This window comes from Geodermatophilus sp. SYSU D00965 (assembly GCF_054050075.1).
The window spans coordinates 138,846-159,565 of record NZ_JBJGYQ010000011.1 but is presented as its reverse complement, the minus strand read 5'-3'; the positions used below and the strand labels follow the sequence as shown (position 1 = coordinate 159,565).

Below are 20,720 nucleotides of genomic sequence, written 5' to 3'. Positions count from 1 at the left end.
GCCGCCGCGGCCGGCCCCCCTCCCGCCGCCGTAGGGTTGGTGCAGTGCACACCCCTGACACCCGCGGCGTGAGCGGTACGGCCCTCTCGTCCGACAGCCGGCTGCAGGCGGTGCTGTTCGACATGGACGGCACGCTGGTGGAGACCGAGCAGTACTGGGGCGAGGCGATGTTCGCCCTGGCGCGCGAGCTGGGCGGGCAGTTCTCGGAGCAGGCCCGCGAGCGGACCGTCGGCACCAGCATGCACGTGGCGATGGGTATCCTGTACGCCGACCTCGGCGTGGAGCGGACCGAGGAGCAGTTCCTCGCCGACAGCCGGTGGATCGAGGACCGGGTGGCCGTGCTGCTGGAAGGGGAGATCCACTGGCGCCCGGGGGCGCGGGAGCTGATCGCCGAGGTCCGCTCCGCCGCGACGCCCACCGCGCTGGTGACCACCACGCCGCGGCGGCTGGCCGACGTCGTGCTCGCCGCGATCGGCCGGGCCTTCCCCGACCTCCCGCCGTTCGACGTCACCGTCTGCGGCGACGAGGTCCCCGCGCGCAAGCCCGACCCGGCGCCCTACCTGCAGGCCATGGCCGCGCTCGGCGTGGAGCCGGCCGGCTGCGTGGTGCTGGAGGACTCCGTCGCCGGCGCCACCGCCGGCCTCGCCGCGGGCGCCGCGGTGCTCGGCGTGCCCTCGCTGCAGCCGCTGCCGCCGGCGCCCGGACTGGTGCTGCGGGACACGCTGGACGGCGTGGGCCTGGCCGACCTCGTCGACGTGCTGGCCGCCCGCGACGCGGTCTCTGCCTAGGCCTGAGCGGCCGGCGCCACCTCGCGGCCCCGGGACAGCACAAGCCGGGGGCGCTGCAGCCCGGTGACGTCGCGGGTCACGTCCCCGTCGGCCAGGAGCAGGTCGGCGTCCAGACCGGGCGTCAGCCGCCCGGTCCGGTCGCCCAGCCCGCACGCGCGGGCCGCCCGGCCGGTGGCCGCCGCCAGCGCCTCGGCCACCGGGACGCCGCAGTCCACCAGGTCGGCCACCGCCATGGGCACCAGCCCGTGCCGCTTGGACGGGCCGATGCCGGCGTCGGTGCCGGCGAGCAGCACGACCCCCGCCCGGTGCAGCTCGGCCACGTTCACCAGCTGCGCCTCGAAGGAGGCCCCGGTGGCCGCCATCCGCGCCTGGACGTGCGGCGGCGGGTCGATCCCGGGGACCCGGCCGACGGTCGGGCACACCAGGATGCCGGCCGCGGCGAGACCGGCCGCCAGCTCGGGCGGCGTCCGGACGCCCTTCGCGGTCAGGCAGCTGCAGTGCTCGATGCCGTCGACCCCGGCGGCGAGGCAGTCCTCGACGGCGGTGAGCGCGTGCGCGTGCGCGGTGACCGGCAGGCCGTGCCGGTGCCCCTCCTCGACGACCACGCGCAGCTCGGCCAGCGAGAACTGACCGGCGGCCAGGTCGGTCCCGGGCGTCAGCAGGCCTCCGCTGGCCATGATCTTGACGACGCCGGCGCCCCGCTCGGCCCGTTCCGGCACCGCGCGGCGCAGCTGGTCGATCCCGGCCGCCTCACCGCCCATGGACCAGCAGTGCCCGCCGGGGGAGGTGATCGGCGGCCCGGCGGCGACGACCGTCGGCCCGCCGTCGGCCCGCCGGGTGCGCTCGAGGACCGCCCACCGGTGGTCGCCGAGATCCCGGACGGCGGTCACCCCGGCGCGCAGCTGCTCCCGCCCGGCCTCGGTGACGATCGCGTCGAGCTCGTCGGCGGACAGCTCGGGGAGCTGGTCGAGCGCCCGCGGCCCACTGTCGCCGCACAGGTGCACGTGCGTGTCGACCAGGCCGGGCAGCAGCGTGGTGTCCGGCAGCTCGGTGACCGGGCAGCCGGGCGGCGCGGGGGCGTCGCCCGGCTCGACGCCGGCGATCGTGCCGCCCTCGACCAGGACCAGGACCCCGCCGGGCAGCACCTGCTCGCCGTCGAAGGCCCGCTGGGCCCGATACGCCCGCACGCCGCCCACTGTCGACCGCAGGACCGGTCAGCGGAAGGGGCCCCCGGCCGTCCCCTCGTCGAGCGCGTCGACGGCGACCTCCGGGCCGAGGGCCGACGGTTCAGTCGCGCTCGACGATCGGCAGGGTGTGCCAGCCGGCCGCGGCGGCGGCCTCCGCCGGGAACGGCGGGGGAGTGCCGCCGAAGGACGGGCACAGCGCCTGGTGGTCGCACCAGTCGCACAGCCGCGTCCGGTTGGGCCGGAAGTCTCCGGTGGCCACCGCGCGCTCGATCGCCGCCCAGATGGCCTGGAGGGTGCGCTCGAAGCGGACCAGCTCTCCCTCGTCCGGCGCGTAGGTCAGCGCGTCGCCGTCGCCGAGGTAGAGCAGCTTGAGCTGGCTGGCCACCACGCCCCGGGTGCGCCACAGCACCAGCGCGTAGAACTTCATCTGGAACAGGGCCTTGGCCTCGAAGGCCTCGCGGGGCATCGAGCCGGTCTTGTAGTCGACCACCCGCAGCGCGCCGTTGGGCGCGACGTCGAGCCGGTCGACGTAGCCGCGCAGCAGCAGCCCGTCGGGCAGGGTGACCTCGACCAGCTGCTCCCGGCCGTCCGGCTCGATGCGCGACGGGTCCTCCAGGGAGAAGTAGGTCTCCACCAGCGTGCCGGCCGACGCCAGCCACGCCTCCAGGGACTGCCCGGCCGGTGCGTCGTCGGCCGCGCCGCCCTCGGCGAACAGCTCGGCGACCTCGGGATCGGCCCGCAGTTCCTCCCACGCCGGGGCGACCAGCTCGCGGGCGGCCGCGGGGGTGCGCTGCCGGGCGGGCAGGTCGTAGAGCTTCTCGAGCACCGTGTGCACCAGCGTGCCGCGCACGGCGGCCAGGCTCTTGCGCTCGGGGAGCCGGTCGATGGTGCGGAACCGGTAGAGCAGGGGACAGGTCTTGAAGTCCGCCGCCCGGCTCGGGGAGAGCGAGGGGCGGCGCGGGGTCGCCGTCGGTTCGACGGGCGAGTCCGGGGAAGGGGCAGCGGCCGCCTCGGCCGGCTGCGCGGGAACCGTCGCCGTCGTCATGCCCTCGAGGCTAGGCGGGCCCACCGACAGTTCCGAGTGCGCGCGCCGGGACGCCGACGGTGGCTCCGTAGGCTGGCCGCCCGTGGACGTGCAGCAGACCCCCGAGACCCCCGACGAGCCCGCCGCGACCCCGGCCCCCGCACCGGTGCCGGGCGCGTTCGTCGCCGGCGACCGGGTCCAGCTCACCGATCCCAAGGGCCGGCTGCACACCGTCGTCCTGGAGCCGGGCAAGCAGTTCCACACCCACCGGGGCGCGATCGCGCACGACGACCTCATCGGCGCCCCCGAGGGCTCCGTCGTCCACTCCACGGCCAACACCGGCTACCTGGCGTTCCGCCCGCTGCTGGCCGACTTCGTGCTGTCCATGCCGCGCGGAGCGCAGGTCATCTACCCGAAGGACGCCGCCCAGATCGTCGGGTTCGGCGACGTCGGCCCGGGCATGCGGGTGCTGGAGGCCGGCGCCGGGTCCGGGGCGCTGACCTGCTCGCTGCTGCGCGCGGTGGGGGAGCGGGGGAGCGTCACCAGCTACGAGCGGCGGGAGGACTTCGCCGACGTCGCCCGGGCCAACGTCGGGGCGTTCTTCGGCGAGGTGCCGCCGACCTGGTCGCTGCGCCTCGGCGACCTCGCCGAGCACCCCGCCGAGGAGGTGGTCGACCGCGTCGTCCTGGACATGCTCGAGCCGTGGGCGGTGCTGCCCACCGTGGCCGCGGCGCTGCGGCCCGGCGGGGTGCTGGTCGGGTACGTCGCGACCGCCACCCAGCTGTCGACGTTCGTGGAGGCGCTGCGCGCCCAGGGGGTGTGGACCGAGCCGCACGCCTGGGAGACGCTGCTGCGCCCCTGGCACGCCGTCGGGCTGGCCGTCCGGCCCGAGCACCGGATGGTCGCGCACACGGCCTTCCTGGTGACCGCGCGGCGGCTCGCGGAGGGCGTCGTCGCCCCCGTCCGGCAGCGGCGCGCGCAGAAGGGATGACCCCGGGCGGGGCGCCTGGGACGATTCGCAACCCAGCTGTTCCCTCCTCGTGACCGGGGTGCCCGTGAGCCCCCGGCAGGCTGTCGCCGGGCGTGTATAGATTTGCCTCCTGGCTCTCCCGATGTGTGCGGAGGTGCGCGATGGGCCTGGGTCCCGACGAGTTCCGAGCGCGGCGTGAACGTGACGTCTCTGCGCTGCTCAGCCAGATCTCCTACCTGGAGGAGGAGATCGGGCTGCTGCGTCGCAAGGTGGCCGAGAGCCCCCGGCAGGTGCGGGCGTTGGAGGAGCGGATCGCCGAGGCGGAGGGCCGCGCGGCCTTCCTCTCCGAGCGCAACGACAAGCTGGCCGCCACGCTGCGCGAGGCGCGCGAGCAGCTGGTGACGCTCAAGGAGGAGGTGGACCGGCTCGGCCAGCCACCGTCGGGCTACGGCGTCTTCCTCGCCCGCCACGAGGACGGCACGGTCGACGTCTTCACCGGCGGCCGCAAGCTGCGCGTCTCGGTCTCCCCGGCGGTGGAGGTCGACGCGCTGCAGCACGGCCAGGAGGTGATGCTCAACGAGGCGATGAACGTCGTCGAGGCGTGCGGTTTCGAGCGCGCCGGCGACATCGTCATGCTCAAGGAGCTGCTCGAGCCGATCGACGGCGTGACGCCGCGCGCGCTGGTCATCGGGCACACCGACGAGGAGCGGGTGGTCTACCTCGCCGACTCGCTGACCGGCCAGCCGCTGCGCAGCGGCGACTCGCTGCTGCTGGAGACCCGCTCGGGCTACGTCTACGAGCGGATCCCCAAGAGCGAGGTCGAGGAGCTCATCCTCGAGGAGGTCCCCGACATCGACTACGGCGACATCGGCGGCCTGGCCCGGCAGATCGAGCAGATCCGGGACGCCGTCGAGCTGCCGTTCCTGCACGCCGACCTGTTCCGCGAGTTCGAGCTGCGCCCGCCCAAGGGCATCCTGCTCTACGGCCCGCCCGGCTGCGGCAAGACGCTGATCGCCAAGGCGGTCGCCAACTCGCTGGCCAAGAAGGTCGCCTCGGTGAAGGGGGAGGGGCAGGCGAAGTCCTACTTCCTCAACATCAAGGGCCCCGAGCTGTTGAACAAGTACGTCGGGGAGACCGAGCGGCACATCCGGCTGGTGTTCCAGCGGGCGCGGGAGAAGGCCAGCGAGGGGACGCCGGTCATCGTCTTCTTCGACGAGATGGACTCGATCTTCCGCACCCGCGGGTCCGGCGTGTCCTCCGACGTCGAGAGCACGATCGTGCCCCAGCTGCTCAGCGAGATCGACGGCGTCGAGGGCCTGGAGAACGTCATCGTCATCGGCGCCTCCAACCGGGAGGACATGATCGACCCGGCGATCCTGCGGCCGGGCCGGCTGGACGTGAAGATCAAGATCGAGCGGCCGGACGCGGAGGCCGCCCGCGACATCTTCAGCAAGTACCTGACCACCTCGCTGCCGATCCACCCCGACGACCTCGCCGAGCACGGCGGCAGCCGCGAGGCCACGATCGCCGGGATGATCCAGCGCACCGTCGAGCGCATGTACACCGAGAGCGAGGAGAACCGCTTCCTCGAGGTGACCTACGCCAACGGCGACAAGGAAGTCCTGTACTTCAAGGACTTCAACTCCGGCGCGATGCTGCAGAACATCGTCGACCGCGCCAAGAAGATGGCGATCAAGGAGCGCCTGGAGGCCGGCCCCGGCGGCGGTCTGCGGGTCGGTCACCTGATGGCGGCCTGCCTCGACGAGTTCAAGGAGAACGAGGACCTGCCCAACACCACCAACCCCGACGACTGGGCGCGGATCTCGGGCAAGAAGGGCGAGCGGATCGTGTACATCCGCACGCTCATCAGCGGCAAGGGCACCGAGTCCGGCCGCGCGATCGACACCGCGACCAACACCGGCCAGTACCTGTAGGAGGACCCTGCTGCCGCCCACGCCTCGCACGCCCGGCGTGGGCCCCTGCAGCAGGGCCGCCCCGGCACGTCACGAGGCCCGGTCCCCGTTCTCCACGGGGGCCGGGCCGTCGTCGTCCGTGCCGCGGAGGTGGTCCCGGACGGTGTCGGCAGCGCGGCCTAGGGTTGGTGCATGAGCGTGCGGCGGGTCATGGGCACCGAGGTCGAGTACGGCATCTCGGTGCCCGGGCAGCCGACGGCGAACCCGACCACCCTGTCCAGCCAGGTGGTCAACGCCTGGGCGGTGGCCGAGGCGCCGGCGCCGCGCCGCCCGCGCTGGGACTTCGAGGAGGAGTCGCCGCTGCGCGACGCGCGCGGGTTCGACCTCTCGCCGGCGCAGGCCCTCGACCACAACGACCTGGACGAGGACTCGGGGATGGCCAACGTCATCCTCACCAACGGCGCGCGGCTCTACGTCGACCACGCCCACCCCGAGTACTCGACGCCGGAGGTCACCAACCCGCGCGACGTCGTCCTGTGGGACAAGGCGGGGGAGCAGGTGATGGCCGAGGCCGCCCGGCGGGCCGCGCGCATCCCGGGCACCCAGCCGATCCAGCTGTACAAGAACAACACCGACGGCAAGGGCGCCTCGTACGGCGCCCACGAGAACTACCTGATGGACCGGCGCACGCCGTTCCTGGACATCATCCGCGGGCTCATCCCGTTCTTCGTGACCCGCCAGGTCGTCGCCGGCTCCGGCCGGGTGGGCATCGGCACCGAGGGGCGCACCCAGGGCTTCCAGCTCTCCCAGCGGGCCGACTTCTTCGAGGTCGAGGTGGGCCTGGAGACGACGCTCAAGCGGCCGATCATCAACACCCGCGACGAGCCGCACGCCGACGCCGACAAGTACCGCCGGCTGCACGTGATCATCGGTGACGCCAACCTCGCCGAGCTGTCCACCTACCTCAAGGTCGGGACGACGTCGCTGGTGCTGGCGATGATCGAGGCGCGGACGCTCACCCAGGACCTCTCCCTCGAGGAGCCGGTGGAGGCGCTGCAGGCGATCAGCCACGACCCGTCGCTGACCCACCAGGTGAAGTTGCGCGACGGGCGGCGGATGACCGCGCTGGAGGTGCAGGAGGCCTACCTGGAGATGGCGCAGCGGCACGTCGACCGCACCGGGGAGGCCGACGAGCAGACCGCCGACGTGCTGCGCCGCTGGGCCGAGGTGCTCGAGGACCTCGCCGTCGACCCGATGCGGTGCGCCGACCGGCTGGACTGGCCCGCGAAGCTGCGGCTGCTGGAGGGCTACCGCTCCCGCGACGGGCTGGGCTGGGGCGACTCCCGGCTGCACCTGGTGGACCTGCAGTACTCCGACGTCCGGCCGGAGAAGGGGCTCTACCACCGGCTGGTGGCCCGCGGCTCGATGCGGCGGCTGCTCGACGACGACGAGGTGACCCGCGCGATGCTGCGCCCGCCGACCGACACCCGGGCGTTCTTCCGGGGCGAGTGCCTGCGCCGTTACCCCGCCCAGGTGGCGGCCGCGTCCTGGGACTCGGTGGTGTTCGACCTCGGCCGGGAGAACCTGGTGCGGATCCCGACCATGGAGCCGTTGCGCGGCACCCGCGACCACGTGGGCGCGCTGTTCGAGTCGACGTCCTCGGCGCAGGAGCTGGTCGACACCATCACCGGCGGCTGAGCCCCTCCGCGGGCCGTCCCCGGCGGCCCGCGGTCGACACCCGTTCGTCACCCCCCGCGGGTAACTTCTGCTCACAGCACCAGCCACGCACCGACCTGGAGGCAGCCATGGCCACGAGGGACACCGGCGGTCAGCAGCGCACGACGCGCACCCGCGAGGAGACCGAGGAGGTCGAGGCCTCGGTCGACACCGAGGTCGCCGAGCGCCACAAGGAGATGACCGAGGACGTCGACTCGATCCTCGACGAGATCGACGAGGTGCTCGAGGAGAATGCAGAAGAATTCGTCCGTAGCTACGTACAAAAAGGCGGCCAGTGACCAAGATCATCTTGGTCTGACATGCTCGTGGACACGAAGTTCTGCCGCGACTGCGGGAGTCACCGGCCCGTGTCCGAGTTCAGCCGGAACAGGAGATCTCGGGACGGGTTGGCGTTCTACTGCCGTGTCCACCTCTCGGAGCGCGCCGCTCGGAGCCGTGAGGCCCGTCGCGTCGAACCGCGCACGCACCGGTTCACCCCGCCTGGCCTCACGGTTCCGGATGGTCACAAGTGGTGCCCTGACTGCGACTCCGTGCTACCGCTCGAGCAGTTCCCTCGAACGACTGCCTCGCGCACGGGGCGCGCCACCTACTGCCTGCCCTGTCACAACGCTCGGGGCAAGGCATCGAGAGAGAAGATTGGCGGCTCGCGGACCTACCACCTCAGCCGCCGGTACGGCATCTCGGCTGCCGAGGCCGATCTGATGCTCGAAGCCCAGGACGGGCTCTGCGCCATCTGCAACACCGCTTCAGCCGCGCACGTCGACCACGACCACGAGACCGGCCGCGTGCGAGAACTGCTCTGCTTCAACTGCAACGGTGGGCTCGGGCAGTTCAAGGACGACCCGGACGTCCTCCGCGCGGCCGCGGGGTACGTCGAGCGGCACCGGAGTCGTCTGACTGGTGTCAACGATGGACAGGGAGCCGGCCTGCGCCCCGGTGCCCCGGCCGGTGAACGGCGCCCCAACGGTTCACGCGACCGCCGGCGCAGTCCGGGATACGTCCGGTGGCTGGCGATGCGAACCGACGGCTGACCGCACCGAGCCAGTCCGAGTCGCCCCGTCGCAAGGACGGCACGGTGACGTGCGACGCGTTCGCCCGAGGCGGACAGCCGCCCCGTCGAGCCGCCGGTAGGGTCCCCAGCGACACGACGATCGACGCCGCGCTGCGGCGGGAGAGGCGGACGGGTGAACGAGTCGTCAGCTGGCCGGAGCGGGTTCCCGCCCGCCTACCTGGACCGGGTGGGCTCCTCGTTCACCGACTTCCTCGCGGTCACCGCCCCCGACCTGCTGCCGGGCCGGCGCCCGGTGCCGCAGGTCCCGGTCGGTGACATCACCCCGCACGGCACGACGATCGTCGCGGTCACCTACGAGGGCGGCGTCCTCATGGGCGGCGACCGGCGCGCCACCATGGGCAACCTGATCTCCAGCCGGGACATCGAGAAGGTCTACCCGGCCGACACCTGGTCGGTCATCGGCATCGCCGGGGCCGCCGGCATCGCCATCGAGATGGTCAAGCTCTACCAGGTCGAGCTCGAGCACTACGAGAAGATCGAGGGGCTGACGCTGTCGCTGGACGGCAAGGCCAACCGGCTGGCGCAGATGATCCGCGGCAACCTCGGCGCGGCCCTGCAGGGCCTGGCCGTCGTCCCGCTGTTCGCCGGGTTCGACCTCGACGCCCCGCCCGACGCCACCCCGGGCCGCATCTTCAGCTACGACGTCACCGGCGGGAACTACGAGGAACGTGGCTACGCCGCGGTGGGCTCGGGGTCGCTGTTCGCCCGCAACTCGCTGAAGAAGACGTGGCGGCCGGGTCAGGACGGCGAGACCGCCACCCGCAGCCTGATCGAGGCCCTCTACGACGCCGCCGACGACGACTCCGCGACCGGGGGCCCCGACCCGGTGCGCCGGCTCTACCCGATCGTCTACCGGGTCGACGCCGAGGGCGCCGTCCGGCTGACCGACGACGAGGTCGCCGCCGTCGCCAAGACCATCGTCGACGAGCGGGCCGCCGCCGAGGGGCAGGGCTGATCGCCATGACCATGCCGTACTACGCCTCGCCCGAGCAGCTGATGCGCGACCGCTCGGAGTACGCCCGCAAGGGCATCTCCCGCGGCCGCAGCGTCGCCGTGGTCACCTACGCCGACGGCGTGCTGTTCATCGCCGAGAACCCCAGCTCCACGCTGCACAAGGTCGGCGAGCTCTACGACCGGATCGGCTTCGCCGCCGTCGGCCGGTACAGCGAGTTCGAGAGCCTGCGGGTCGCCGGCGTGCGGCTGGCCGACGTCCGCGGGTACTCCTACAACCGGCGCGACGTCACCGGCCGGGTGATCGCCAACGCCTACGCGCAGACCCTCGGCGAGATCTTCACGCAGCAGATGAAGCCCTACGAGGTGGAGCTGTGCGTGGCCGAGGTCGGCGACACCCCGGAGACCGACCAGCTCTACCGGCTCACCTTCGACGGCTCGGTCGTCGACGAGCCCGACTTCGTGGTCATGGGCGGCCAGGCCGAGGCGGTGAGCGCCCACCTGCGGGAGCACTACCTCCCCGGCATGAGCCTGGCCGACGCGCTACAGGTCGGCGTCCGGGCGTTGTCGGCGGTCAGCCCGGCCACCAGCGGCAGCAACGGCGGCGGTCCGTCGCTGCTGAGCGCCGAGCAGCTCGAGGTCGCCGTCCTCGACCGTCGCCGGCCCAAGCGTGCCTTCCGGCGGGTCGTCGGCGCCGCGCTGCGCACGCTGCTCGACCGCGGCGACGCCGCCGCCGCCGAGACCGCCGTCGAGTCCGCCGAGGAGCCGCACACCGCCTCGCACGCCCCCAGCACGCCCGCCCCCGGCACGCCCGCCGGCCTCGGCGAGCCGAGCGCGCCGGACACCGGCGGCACCGCGGGCAGCGGGGGAGAGGCGCCCACGACCTGAGGGAGCTCCTCCCGCCCCTCGCAGCCCCGGGGCGGCGGCCCCGCGGCGGCTGGACGAGCGGCGGGAGGAGCCGCGCGCGGCGACCGGGCCAGGGTCGGCCTCGGCGCCTAGAGTCGGATCGTGGAACGACGGATCTTCGGCATCGAGACCGAGTACGGCGTCACGTGCACCTTCCGCGGGCAGCGCCGGCTGTCCCCGGACGAGGTCGCCCGCTACCTGTTCCGCCGCGTGGTGTCGTGGGGGCGCAGCTCCAACGTGTTCCTGCGCAACGGCTCCCGGCTCTACCTCGACGTGGGCAGCCACCCGGAGTACGCCACCGCCGAGTGCGACGACCTCACCGAGCTGGTCGTCCACGACAAGGCCGGCGAGCGGATCCTCGAGGGGCTGCTGGTCGACGCCGAGCAGCGGCTGGCCGAGGAGGGCGTCACCGGCGACATCTACCTGTTCAAGAACAACACCGACTCGGCCGGCAACAGCTACGGCTGCCACGAGAACTACCTGGTCGGCCGGCACGGGGAGTTCAGCCGGCTGGCCGACGTGCTGATCCCGTTCCTGGTCAGCCGGCAGATCGTCGTCGGCGCCGGCAAGGTGCTGCAGACCCCGCGCGGCGCCATCTACTGCGTCAGCCAGCGGGCCGAGCACATCTGGGAGGGCGTCTCGTCGGCCACCACGCGCTCCCGGCCGATCATCAACACCCGCGACGAGCCGCACGCCGACGCCGAGCGCTACCGGCGGCTGCACGTCATCGTCGGTGACTCCAACATGAACGAGACGACGACGCTGCTCAAGGTCGCGATCACCGACCTGGTGCTGCGGATGATCGAGGCCGGCGTCCCGATCAAGGACATGGCGCTGGAGAACCCGATCCGGGCCATCCGCGAGATCAGCCACGACATGACCGGGCGGCGCAAGGTGCGGCTGGCCAACGGCCGGGAGATGTCGGCACTGGAGATCCAGTCCGAGTACCACAGCCGCGCCGCGGAGTTCGTCGACCGCGAGGGCTTCGGCCCGGTGCACCGGCAGATGCTCGAGTTGTGGGGCCGGGTGCTCAAGGCCGTCGACTCCGGCGACCTGTCGCTGATCGACCGCGAGATCGACTGGGCCACCAAGTACACGATGATCGAGCGCTACCGGGCGAAGCGGGACCTGCCGCTGTCGCACCCGCGGATCGCCCAGATGGACCTCGCCTACCACGACATCAGCCGCCGGCGGGGCCTGTACTACCTGCTCGAGCGCAACAACCAGGTCGACCGGGTGGCCCACGAGCCGCGGGTCTTCGAGGCCAAGAACGTGCCGCCGCAGACCACCCGCGCCCGGCTGCGCGGGGAGTTCATCCGCCGGGCCCAGGAGAAGCGCCGCGACTTCACCGTCGACTGGGTGCACCTCAAGCTCAACGACCAGGCCCAGCGCACCGTGCTGTGCAAGGACCCGTTCAAGGCCGTCGACGAGCGCGTCGACAAGCTCATCGCGAGCATGTGAGGTCGAGCGGAGTGCCACGGGCGCGGAAACCGCGCCCGGGCACTCCGCTCACTCCTCCACGGGCACCTGCAGCGCGGCGTACCGGCCAGCGGCGGCCGCGGCGAGGAAGTAGGCGCGCTCCTCGGGCCAGCCGCGGCCCATGGTCGACAGCGGCACCGGGGAGAGGCCGAGCGCCTCCTCCAGCCCGTCGACGTCCATCCACACGACCGGGTTGCGCTCGGGTTGGCCGGCGAGGTCCTCCTCGACCTGCCCGCCCAGCTCCGACCCGAGCCCGCGCGGCGCCACCAGGGTCACCCCGGCCAGGGCCACCCGCCCGAACGCGGTCAGCGAGTGGTGGGAGACGCCGCGGTGTCGCGGCCGCAGGTCGGCGTCGGAGATCCGCAGCGCGCCGACCGCCGTCCCCCCGAGCACGGACACCGCGTTGCACGCCTCGCCGGCGGCCACCCCGGAGAAGCCCCAGGGGGTCCCGGTGCCGAGGTTGCCCGGGCCCTGCGTCACGATCGCCACGTCGGCGGCGAGCACGTGCCTGGCCGCGAGCAGCCCGGTGTGCAGGGTGACCGCCTCGACGTCCCCGCCGAAGGCCTGGCCCACGGTGACCGTCCCGGCCAGCGACGGCGTCAGCGCCGAGAGCGTGCGGGAGAACCCGGCCACCAGCGCCCCGCCGTCGGTCATGACGTAGGCGACCTTCAGGTCCGGGTCGGTGGCCAGGACGCCGATCAGCACCGCGGGCAGCGCCGAGTGCAGGTCCGCGACGACCACGGGCATGCCCCCCAGGTCCTCGGCCTCGGCGATGGTCTCGTGGGACCCGGTCTCCTGCTCGTCGACGCCCTGCACGGTCACCTGCATCGGCGTGTACCGGGCCTTGACCAGGTGCCCGGGGCCGGCCGGGTCCGGCGGGAGCCGGTCGGGGACGGCGACGACCAGGGCGTACCCGCCGGTGCCCAGGCGCTGCGCCCAGGCGGTGGTGTTGAGCAGCACCGCGTCCCCGACCTCGGGCACCCCGACCAGCGACGGGTGCGCCAGCGCCCGCACCTCACCGTCCTCCGGGACCTGCACGGTGAGCTCCTGGGCGTCCCGCCAGGACCGCCCCAGCGCGGTCACCGTGCCGCGTCGCCACCGGATCCGCTGCTGCGTCGAAGTCGCTTCCCCCACGCGGGCAGGCTAGTCAGCCCGCTCGCAGGTCGCCGTGCTGGTCGAGCCCGTCCGGCCGCGGTGCACTCCGCCCGCCCTCCCGCCCCGGCGGACCATGACTAGCCTGGGCGCGTGGCGGCGAAGCGGGCGGAGCGGCTGGTCAACCTGGTCATCGCCCTGCTCGGGACCAGGCAGTACGTGACCGCGGCGCGGATCCGGGCCACCGTGCCCGGCTACGAGCCCGACGACGGCACCGCCCGCGCCGACGAGGCGTTCAAGCGGATGTTCGAGCGGGACAAGGCCGAGCTGCGCGAGATGGGCGTGCCGCTGGAGACCGGCCGCACCAGCGTCTTCGACACTGAGGACGGCTACCGCATCGCCCGCGCCGACTACGAGCTGCCCGAGATCACCCTCACCGGCGAGGAGGCCGCCGCGGTCGGCCTGGCGCTGCGGCTGTGGGAGTCCGCGCAGCTGGCGGGTGCGGCGCAGAGCGCGCTGGTCAAGCTCAAGGCCGCCGGGGTGGACGTCGACACCGGCCGGGCGCTGCCGCTGCGGCCGCGGCTGGACTCCGACGAGCCGGCCTTCGAGCCCTGCTACGCCGCCGCCCGCGACCGGCGGGCGCTGGAGTTCGACTACCGCCGGCCCGACGAGGACGCCCCGGCCCGCCGGCACGTGCAGCCGTGGGGCGTGGTGGCCTGGCACGGCCGCTGGTACCTGGGCGGGCTCGACCTCGACCGGCGGGCGCCGCGGGTGTTCCGGCTCTCCCGGGTGGTGGGCACGCCGCGGGCGGTCGGCCCGGCCGGTGCCTTCGAGCCGCCGGAGGACGTCGACCTGGCGGCGATGGTGGCCGGGCAGTCCGGCGGCGAGGAGCAGCTGGTGGTGGTGCGGGCGCGGCCCGGCGCGGCGATCGGGCTGCGCCGGCACGCCACCCCGCTCGGTCCGGCGGAGGGCGGCGGCGGCGAGGACTGGGACCGGCTGCAGCTGCGCACCACCGAGCCGATGCGGCTGGCCGGCGAGCTGGCCGCCTACGGCGCCGACGTGGTGGTGGAGGCGCCCGCCGAGGTGCGGCGGGCCGTCGTCGAGCGGCTGACCCGGCTGGCGGCGATGGCATGAGGGCGATGGCATGAGGGCGATGGCATGAGGACGGTGGCATGACCAGCGCGCCGACGACGACGGAGCGGATGACCCGGCTGCTGTCCCTCGTCCCGTACCTCACCGCCCGGCCCGAGGGCGTGCCGCTGGCCGAGGTGGCCCGCGACTTCGGCGTCCCGGAGCGGCAGCTGCGCCGCGACCTGGAGCTGCTGTGGATGTGCGGCCTGCCCGGCTACGGCCCCGGCGACCTCATCGACCTGGCCTTCGAGGGCGACCGGGTGCGGGTCACCTTCACCGCGGGCATGGTCCGGCCGCTGCGGCTGACCACCGACGAGGCGGTCGCCCTGGTGGTGGCGCTGCGGACGCTGCTGGAGCTGCCCGGCCTGGCCGAGCAGGAGGCGGTCAGCCGGGCGCTGGCCAAGGTGTCGGCGGCCGCCGGGCACGCCGGTGATCGGGTCACCCCGGTGGCGCTGTCGGTCGACGCCCGCGAGCAGGCGCTGGCCGTCGTCCGGGAGGGGCTGGAGCGCAAGCGCGCGCTGCACCTGCACTACTACGTGCCCACTCGCGACGAGCGGACCGAGCGCGTCGTCGACCCGCTGCGGCTGCTGCTGGTCGACGGCCGCTGGTACCTGGAGGCGTGGTCGCGGGAGGTCGCCGGCGTCCGGCTGTTCCGCCTGGACCGGATCGACGACGTCGAGATCCTCGACGAGCCCGCCGCGCCGCCGCCGGACGTGCACCTGCGCGACGTCGACGCCGGCCTGTACCAGCCCGAGCCCGGGTCGCCGGTGGTCCGCCTGCGGCTGGCCCGCAACGCCCGCTGGGTGGCCGAGTACTACCCGGTCGAGGACGTGCGGGAGGTCGACGACCCGCCCGGCGGGCTGGCGGTCGCCGTCCGGACGGCGGACGTCGCCTGGGCCCGGCGGTTGGTGGCCAGCCTCGGCGGCGCGGCGACCGTCGACGAGCCCGCCGAGCTGGCCGCGCAGGTCGCCGCCGACGCCCGCGCCGCGCTCGCCCGGTACGCAGCCGACGCACAGCCGGCTCCCGGCGACGGCGGATAGGGTCGCCGCGTGCTGCTCGTCGTCTGGATCACCGCCGCCGTGCTCGCCGTCGTCGTCCTCGGGATCCTCGCGTTCGGCCTGCTCGGGGCGCTGCGGCGGTTCGGCCGCGAGGTCGCCGCCTTGCAGGCCGAGCTGCAGCCGGTGCTCACCGAGGTGCAGGCCACCGCGGCGCGCGCCGGGGACGTCGCCGGCCGCGGCTGAATTCCCGGCGACCCCCCGGTTACGGGGGAGGCGGAGGCCGGATCCGCACGTAGCATCGTGGCTGCCACCTGTGAACCTGGAGGACGACATGGCCGGACTCGGCCCCCTGGAGATCGGCCTGATCATCCTGGCCATCCTGCTGCTCTTCGGCTACAAGAAGCTGCCGGACGCCTCGCGCTCGCTGGGCCGCTCGCTGCGCATCTTCAAGGGCGAGATGAAGGGCATGAAGGACGACGACGTCCGCACCAAGGACGCCGCCCGCACCACCCCGGTGCGCGGCGAGGTGCTGCCGCCGGCCGGCCCCGACGCCACCGCCCTCGAGGCCGAGGCGCGGGCCGCCGAGGCCCGGGCCGCCGAGCTGCGGGCCCGCGCCGCGCAGCAGAGCGACACCTCCCGCTGACCCCTCCGGCACCACGATGAGCGAGCAGGGGCTGCACCGTCCCCGCGTGCGGCGACGCCGTCGCCCGCGGGACCCCGAGGCGACCATGTCGCTCATCGCGCACCTCACCGAGCTGCGCAACCGGATCGCCAAGGCGCTGCTGGCGCTGCTGCTGGCGTCCGCGTTCGCCTTCTGGTGGTACGGGCACGGCCTGGGGGACTTCATCCGCGCGCCGTACTGCGGGCTGCCCGGGAACCTGCGCTTCGGGCAGGGTGCCGACGACGCCTGCGGGCTGCTGATCACCGACGTCTTCGGCGGGGTCTTCATCCGGCTCAAGGTCAGCCTGCTGGCCGGCGCGGTGCTGTCGGCGCCGGTGTGGCTCTACCAGCTGTGGGCGTTCATCACCCCGGGCCTCAGGCGCAACGAGAAGCGGTACGGGATCACCTTCGTCGCGGTGTCGACGACGCTGTTCGCCCTCGGCGCGGTGCTGGCCTACGTCTCGCTGTCCGCGGGCCTGGAGCTGCTGCTGAGCCTGGCCGGCGACGGCGTGGTCGTGGCGTTGACCGCGCAGGACTACATCGGCTTCGTGCTCTCCCTGCTGGTCGCCTTCGGGGTCAGCTTCGAGGTGCCGCTGGTCGCCGTCGCGCTCAACCTGGTCGGCGTCCTGTCCTACGAGGTGCTGCGCAAGAGCCGGCGCTGGATCTTCTTCCTCACCATCGTCTTCGCCGCGTTCGTCACGCCCACCCAGGACCCGTTCACCATGCTCCTGATGGCCGGGCCGATGATCGTGCTGTTCGAGGCGGCGATCCAGATCGCCCGCTTCGTCGACCGGCGGCGGGCCAAGCGGGCGGCGGCCGAGCACTTCCACGACCTCGGCGACGACGAGGCCTCCCCGCTGGACGCGAGCCCGTCGCGGCTCGACGCCGCGCCCACGCCGTTCGACGACCTGCAGCGCGCCGACGACGCCAACGCGCCGGTCGACGGCCCGGGCGCCCGCTCCCGCCGCTGAACCCCGGGTGGACGTCGCCGTCCTGGTGAGCCCGGCGGCCGGGCGGGGCCGCGCCCGCGCGGCCACCGCCGCCGTGCTCGACGCGCTGCGCGCAGGCGGGCTGCACCCGGCGGTGCTGCCGGCCGCCAGCCGCGCGGCCGCCGAGCAGCAGGCCGCCGCCGCGGTGGCCGCGGGCACGGCGGCGGTGGTGGCCGTCGGCGGGGACGGCGCGGCGCACGCGGCCCTGCAGGCGGTGGCGGGCACGCCGACCCCGCTGGCCGTCGTCCCGGCGGGGACGGGCAACGACCTCGCGCTGGCCCTCGGCACGCCGCGCGACCCGGTCGCCGCGGCGCGGGCCGCCGCCGAGGACCTGCGCGGCGGGCGGGTGCGCGCCCTCGACGCCGGGCGCACCGGCGGCCGGTGGTGGGCCACCGTGCTGTGCTGCGGCTTCGACTCGGCGGTGACCGCCCGGGCCGAGCGGTTGCGGTGGCCGCGCGGGCCGCGCCGCTACGACGTGGCGATCCTCGCCGAGCTGGCCCGGCTGCGCCCCCGCGAGCTGACCGTCGTCCTCGACGGCGCCGCGCGCACCCTGCCGGTCACGCTGGTCGCCGTCGGCAACACGCCCTGGTACGGCGGGGGCATGCGGGTGTGCCCGGCCGCCGACCCCGCCGACGGGGCCTTCGACGTCACCGTCGTCGGCCCGGTCAGCCGGCGCCAGCTGGTGGCCACCCGGCCGCGGCTGACCGCCGGCACCCACGTCGAGCACCCGGCCGTCAGCGTGCACCGGGCCGCCCGGGTGGAGCTGGCGGGGGAGGGGCTGACCACCTACGCCGACGGCGAGCCGGTCGCCCCGCTGCCCGCGGTGAGCACCTGCGTGCCGGGTGCGCTGCGGGTGCTGGGCAGCGGCCGCCGCTGAGCCCGACGGCCTCCTGAGCGCGATGGCCTCCCTGCAGGGGCCCGCCGCGAGCCTGCGAGTGGTGGGGAGCAGGGAGGTCCTTACTGTGGAGTCATGTCCAGCCCCGCTGAGCGGTACGCGGCTGCCCGGCGGCGCAGCGCCCACCCCACGCTGGCCGACTTCACCGCCGACCTGGGGTTCTCCCTCGACCCGTTCCAGGTGGAGGCCTGCGAGGCCCTCGACCAGGGCGCGGGTGTGCTGGTCTGCGCGCCGACCGGGGCGGGCAAGACCGTCGTCGGCGAGTTCGCCGTCCACAAGGCGCTGGCCGAGGGGCGCAAGGCGTTCTACACGACGCCGATCAAGGCGCTGTCCAACCAGAAGTACAACGACCTGGTCGAGCGCTACGGCGAGGCGAAGGTCGGCCTGCTCACCGGCGACAACGCCATCAACGGTGACGCCCCCGTGGTCGTGATGACCACCGAGGTGCTGCGCAACATGCTCTACGCGGAGTCCCCGGCGATCGACGGCCTCGGCTACGTCGTCATGGACGAGGTGCACTACCTGGCCGACCGCTTCCGCGGCGCGGTCTGGGAGGAGGTGATCATCCACCTCCCGCAGTCGGTGACCCTGGTGTCGCTGTCGGCCACCGTGAGCAACGCCGAGGAGTTCGCCGACTGGCTGGTCACCGTCCGCGGCCACACGAAGGTCGTGGTCAGCGAGGTCCGGCCGATCCCGCTGTGGCAGCACATGCTGGTCGGCAACCGGGTGTTCGACCTGTTCAGCCTGCGCCCGGCCGCGCACGCCGCCGAGCAGGGCGAGACCCCGCGCGGGCTGTCCACCCGGGAGCGCGGCGCCAGCGTCGTCGACCCCGAGCTGGTGCGGTACGTGCGCGAGCACGAGCGGCGGCTGGACAGCTGGGGCGGCGGGAACGGGGGCTCGCGCCGGGACCGCGACTGGCACAAGCCGCGCTACCGGCCGCCGGCCCGCCCGGACGTGATCGAGCGGCTCGACCGCGCCGGCCTGTTGCCGGCGATCACCTTCGTGTTCAGCCGCAACGGCTGCGACGCCGCCGTCGACCAGTGCCTGCGCGCGGGGCTGCGGCTCACCGACGAGCGGGAGCGCTCGGAGATCGCCGCGATCATCGACGAGCGCACCGGCTCGCTGCCCGAGGAGGACCTGCACGTCCTGGGCTTCTGGGAGTGGCGGGAGGGCCTGCTGGCCGGTCTCGCCGCCCACCACGCCGGCCTGGTCCCGGCGTTCAAGGAGACCGTCGAGGAGTGCTTCGTCCGCGGCCTGGTCAAGGCCGTCTTCGCCACCGAGACCCTGGCCCTGGGCATCAACATGCCCGCCCGCACCGTCGTCCTCGAGCGGCTGGTCAAGTGGAACGGCGAGGCGCACGTCGACGTCACGCCAGGGGAGTACACCCAGCTCACCGGCCGCGCCGGCCGCCGCGGCATCGACGTCGAGGGGCACGCGGTGGTCGTGTGGGCCCCGGGCATGGACCCGTCGGTGGTGGCCGGGCTGGCCTCCACCCGCACCTATCCGCTGCGCTCGTCGTTCCGGCCCAGCTACAACATGGCCGTCAACCTGGTCGGCTCGTTCGGCCGGGCCCGCGCCCGCGAGCTGCTGGCCTCCTCCTTCGCCCAGTTCCAGGCCGACCGCTCGGTGGTGGGGCTGGCCCGCGCGGCCGCCCGGCACGAGAAGGACGCCGAGCGATGGGCCGCCGAGATGCACAGCGAGGGCGGCGACGTGGGGGAGTACGCGGCGCTGCGGCAGGAGATCTCCGAGCGGGAGAAGGAGCTCTCCCGCGACTCCCAGGCCAAGCGGCGGATGGAGGCCACCGACGCCCTGGCCGCGCTGCGTCCCGGCGACGTCATCCGGGTCCCGTCCGGACGGCGGCAGGGCCTGGCCGTCGTCCTCGACCCCGGCGTCACCGACCTCGCCGAGCCGCGCCCGCTGGTGCTCACCGAGGACAAGTGGGCCGGGCGGCTGGGCGCCGTCGACTTCCCGACGCCGGTGACCGCGCTGGCCCGGGTCCGGGTGCCGAAGAACTTCAACCACCGCAGCCCGCACGCCCGCCGCGACCTCGCCGCCACCCTGCGCAACGCCCGGGTGGAGAACGACCTCGGCGCCCGGCGGGTCAAGGCGCGCTCGGCGGCCGCCGACGACCCGGTGCTCCACGACCTGCGCCGCGCGCTGCGCAACCACCCGGTGCACGGGCTGCCCGACCGGGAGGAGCGGGTGCGCGCCGCCGAGCGCTGGCTGCGCGCGGTCCGGGAGGCCGAGGCCACCCACCGGAAGATGGCCGAGCGCACCGGCTCGCTGACCCGGCAGTTCGACCGCACCTGCGACGTCCTCGAGGAGCTGGGGTACCTGGTGCCGGAGGTGGCGCCGCTGGTCCCGGCCGACACCGACGCCGTCCCGGCGACCGACGACGTCCCGGTGGTCACCGACGACGGCAGGCGGCTGGCCCGCATCTGGTCGGAGGCCGACCTGCTGGTCGCCGAGTGCCTGCGGGCCGGGGTCTGGCGCGGCCTGACCCCGGCGGAGCTGGCCGCCGCGGTGTCCACGCTGGTGTTCGAGGCACGGCGGGACACCCCCGGCCAGCCGGCGATCCCGGCCGGCAAGGTCGCCGCGGCGATCGGGGAGATGCGCCGCATCCGGTCGCGGTTGCAGGACGTCGAGCTCGACCACGGCGTGCCGGCCAGCCGCGACCTCGACCTCGGGTTCGCCTGGGCCGCCTACCGGTGGGCCGACGGGCAGAGCCTCGACCGCGTGCTGGCCGGCGCCGAGCAGGCCGGCACCGAGCTCTCCGGCGGGGACTTCGTGCGCTGGGCGCGGCAGCTGATCGACCTGCTCGACCAGCTGGCCAAGAGCGCCGACGAGACGGTGGCCGCCACGTCGCGCAAGGCGGTGGACCGGGTGCGCCGCGGCGTGGTCGCGGTCGCCGTGGGCGGCTGAGGGGAC

The 20,720-nt window shown here is 74.2% G+C and carries 19 protein-coding genes; 16 read left to right on the top strand and 3 right to left on the bottom strand.

The genetic code is table 11. The annotated features are described in order from the left end of the window. The first annotated feature begins 68 nt into the window (after nt 1–68). Nucleotides 69–788, top strand: a complete 720-nt coding sequence (locus ACI789_RS12700) for an HAD family hydrolase (RefSeq protein ID WP_457009482.1) — start codon at nt 69–71, stop codon at nt 786–788. Here the strand turns inward: ACI789_RS12700 and ACI789_RS12695 are convergent. Then, nucleotides 785–1,975, bottom strand: coding sequence for an amidohydrolase family protein (locus ACI789_RS12695; protein WP_457009480.1), 1,191 nt, complete (start codon nt 1,973–1,975; stop codon nt 785–787). The genes ACI789_RS12700 and ACI789_RS12695 overlap by 4 nt on opposite strands. A gap of 100 nt (nt 1,976–2,075) precedes the next feature. Further along, on the bottom strand, nt 2,076–3,020 hold the full coding sequence (locus ACI789_RS12690; protein WP_457009478.1) for a RecB family exonuclease: 945 nt from the start codon (nt 3,018–3,020) through the stop codon (nt 2,076–2,078). 82 nt (nt 3,021–3,102) lie between these two features. On the opposite strand from ACI789_RS12690, the gene ACI789_RS12685 reads away from it, so the two are divergent. The 8 genes from ACI789_RS12685 to pafA all read left to right on the top strand — a co-directional run bounded on the left by ACI789_RS12685 (nt 3,103) and on the right by pafA (nt 12,009). Then, a complete protein-coding gene (locus tag ACI789_RS12685; protein ID WP_457009476.1) occupies nt 3,103–3,990 on the top strand; it encodes a tRNA (adenine-N1)-methyltransferase in 888 nt (295 codons plus the stop codon). Between the two features lie 140 nt (nt 3,991–4,130). Next, nucleotides 4,131–5,903, top strand: coding sequence for a proteasome ATPase (gene arc, locus ACI789_RS12680; RefSeq protein WP_457009474.1), 1,773 nt, complete (start codon nt 4,131–4,133; stop codon nt 5,901–5,903). A gap of 171 nt (nt 5,904–6,074) precedes the next feature. Beyond that, nucleotides 6,075–7,580 carry a depupylase/deamidase Dop gene (gene dop, locus ACI789_RS12675; RefSeq protein WP_456916895.1) on the top strand — a complete coding sequence of 502 codons (1,506 nt, stop codon included), beginning with the start codon at nt 6,075–6,077 and terminating at the stop codon, nt 7,578–7,580. A gap of 107 nt (nt 7,581–7,687) precedes the next feature. Further along, nucleotides 7,688–7,897 carry a ubiquitin-like protein Pup gene (locus tag ACI789_RS12670; protein WP_457009471.1) on the top strand — a complete coding sequence of 70 codons (210 nt, stop codon included), beginning with the start codon at nt 7,688–7,690 and terminating at the stop codon, nt 7,895–7,897. Between the two features lie 252 nt (nt 7,898–8,149). Further along, nucleotides 8,150–8,650, top strand: coding sequence for an endonuclease VII domain-containing protein (locus tag ACI789_RS12665; protein WP_457009469.1), 501 nt, complete (start codon nt 8,150–8,152; stop codon nt 8,648–8,650). 153 nt (nt 8,651–8,803) lie between these two features. Continuing rightward, on the top strand, nt 8,804–9,646 hold the full coding sequence (gene prcB, locus ACI789_RS12660) for a proteasome subunit beta (RefSeq protein WP_457009467.1): 843 nt from the start codon (nt 8,804–8,806) through the stop codon (nt 9,644–9,646). A 5-nt stretch (nt 9,647–9,651) separates the two neighbouring features. Then, nucleotides 9,652–10,530 (top strand): proteasome subunit alpha, encoded by an 879-nt coding sequence (gene prcA, locus ACI789_RS12655; protein WP_457009465.1) that lies wholly within the window; start codon nt 9,652–9,654, stop codon nt 10,528–10,530. Nucleotides 10,531–10,650: 120 nt separating this feature from the next. Beyond that, nucleotides 10,651–12,009: a Pup--protein ligase gene (gene pafA, locus ACI789_RS12650; RefSeq protein ID WP_457009463.1), complete on the top strand. Its 1,359-nt coding sequence runs from the start codon at nt 10,651–10,653 to the stop codon at nt 12,007–12,009. Between the two features lie 48 nt (nt 12,010–12,057). Here the strand turns inward: pafA and ACI789_RS12645 are convergent, their stop codons facing one another. Further along, nucleotides 12,058–13,161 carry a DUF3866 family protein gene (locus ACI789_RS12645; RefSeq protein ID WP_457009461.1) on the bottom strand — a complete coding sequence of 368 codons (1,104 nt, stop codon included), beginning with the start codon at nt 13,159–13,161 and terminating at the stop codon, nt 12,058–12,060. Nucleotides 13,162–13,272: 111 nt separating this feature from the next. Between ACI789_RS12645 and ACI789_RS12640 the strand changes: the two genes are divergently transcribed. The 7 genes from ACI789_RS12640 to ACI789_RS12610 all read left to right on the top strand — a co-directional run bounded on the left by ACI789_RS12640 (nt 13,273) and on the right by ACI789_RS12610 (nt 20,714). Then, entirely contained in the window at nt 13,273–14,253 is a 981-nt protein-coding gene (locus ACI789_RS12640) for a helix-turn-helix transcriptional regulator (RefSeq protein ID WP_457009459.1), read from the top strand. 38 nt (nt 14,254–14,291) lie between these two features. After that, on the top strand, nt 14,292–15,290 hold the full coding sequence (locus tag ACI789_RS12635; RefSeq protein WP_457009457.1) for a helix-turn-helix transcriptional regulator: 999 nt from the start codon (nt 14,292–14,294) through the stop codon (nt 15,288–15,290). Between the two features lie 9 nt (nt 15,291–15,299). Beyond that, on the top strand, nt 15,300–15,491 hold the full coding sequence (locus tag ACI789_RS12630) for a hypothetical protein (protein WP_457009455.1): 192 nt from the start codon (nt 15,300–15,302) through the stop codon (nt 15,489–15,491). Between the two features lie 88 nt (nt 15,492–15,579). Further along, nucleotides 15,580–15,891, top strand: coding sequence for a Sec-independent protein translocase subunit TatA (tatA, locus tag ACI789_RS12625; RefSeq protein WP_456907174.1), 312 nt, complete (start codon nt 15,580–15,582; stop codon nt 15,889–15,891). 46 nt (nt 15,892–15,937) lie between these two features. Next, nucleotides 15,938–16,879 carry a twin-arginine translocase subunit TatC gene (tatC, locus tag ACI789_RS12620; RefSeq protein ID WP_457009453.1) on the top strand — a complete coding sequence of 314 codons (942 nt, stop codon included), beginning with the start codon at nt 15,938–15,940 and terminating at the stop codon, nt 16,877–16,879. A 7-nt stretch (nt 16,880–16,886) separates the two neighbouring features. Further along, complete coding sequence (locus ACI789_RS12615; RefSeq protein ID WP_457009451.1) at nt 16,887–17,774, top strand: diacylglycerol kinase family protein; 888 nt, start codon at nt 16,887–16,889, stop codon at nt 17,772–17,774. Between the two features lie 93 nt (nt 17,775–17,867). After that, nucleotides 17,868–20,714: a DEAD/DEAH box helicase gene (locus ACI789_RS12610; RefSeq protein WP_457009449.1), complete on the top strand. Its 2,847-nt coding sequence runs from the start codon at nt 17,868–17,870 to the stop codon at nt 20,712–20,714. Nucleotides 20,715–20,720: the final 6 nt, after the last annotated feature.

Coding starts and splice junctions, on each gene's coding strand:
- ACI789_RS12610 (WP_457009449.1), top strand. CDS start 17,868: ATGTCCAGCCCCGCTGAGCGGTACGCGGCTGCCCGGCGGCGCAGCGCC.
- ACI789_RS12690 (WP_457009478.1), bottom strand. CDS start 3,020: ATGACGACGGCGACGGTTCCCGCGCAGCCGGCCGAGGCGGCCGCTGCC.
- arc (WP_457009474.1), top strand. CDS start 4,131: ATGGGCCTGGGTCCCGACGAGTTCCGAGCGCGGCGTGAACGTGACGTC.
- prcA (WP_457009465.1), top strand. CDS start 9,652: ATGACCATGCCGTACTACGCCTCGCCCGAGCAGCTGATGCGCGACCGC.
- ACI789_RS12635 (WP_457009457.1), top strand. CDS start 14,292: ATGACCAGCGCGCCGACGACGACGGAGCGGATGACCCGGCTGCTGTCC.
- dop (WP_456916895.1), top strand. CDS start 6,075: ATGAGCGTGCGGCGGGTCATGGGCACCGAGGTCGAGTACGGCATCTCG.
- tatA (WP_456907174.1), top strand. CDS start 15,580: ATGGCCGGACTCGGCCCCCTGGAGATCGGCCTGATCATCCTGGCCATC.
- ACI789_RS12670 (WP_457009471.1), top strand. CDS start 7,688: ATGGCCACGAGGGACACCGGCGGTCAGCAGCGCACGACGCGCACCCGC.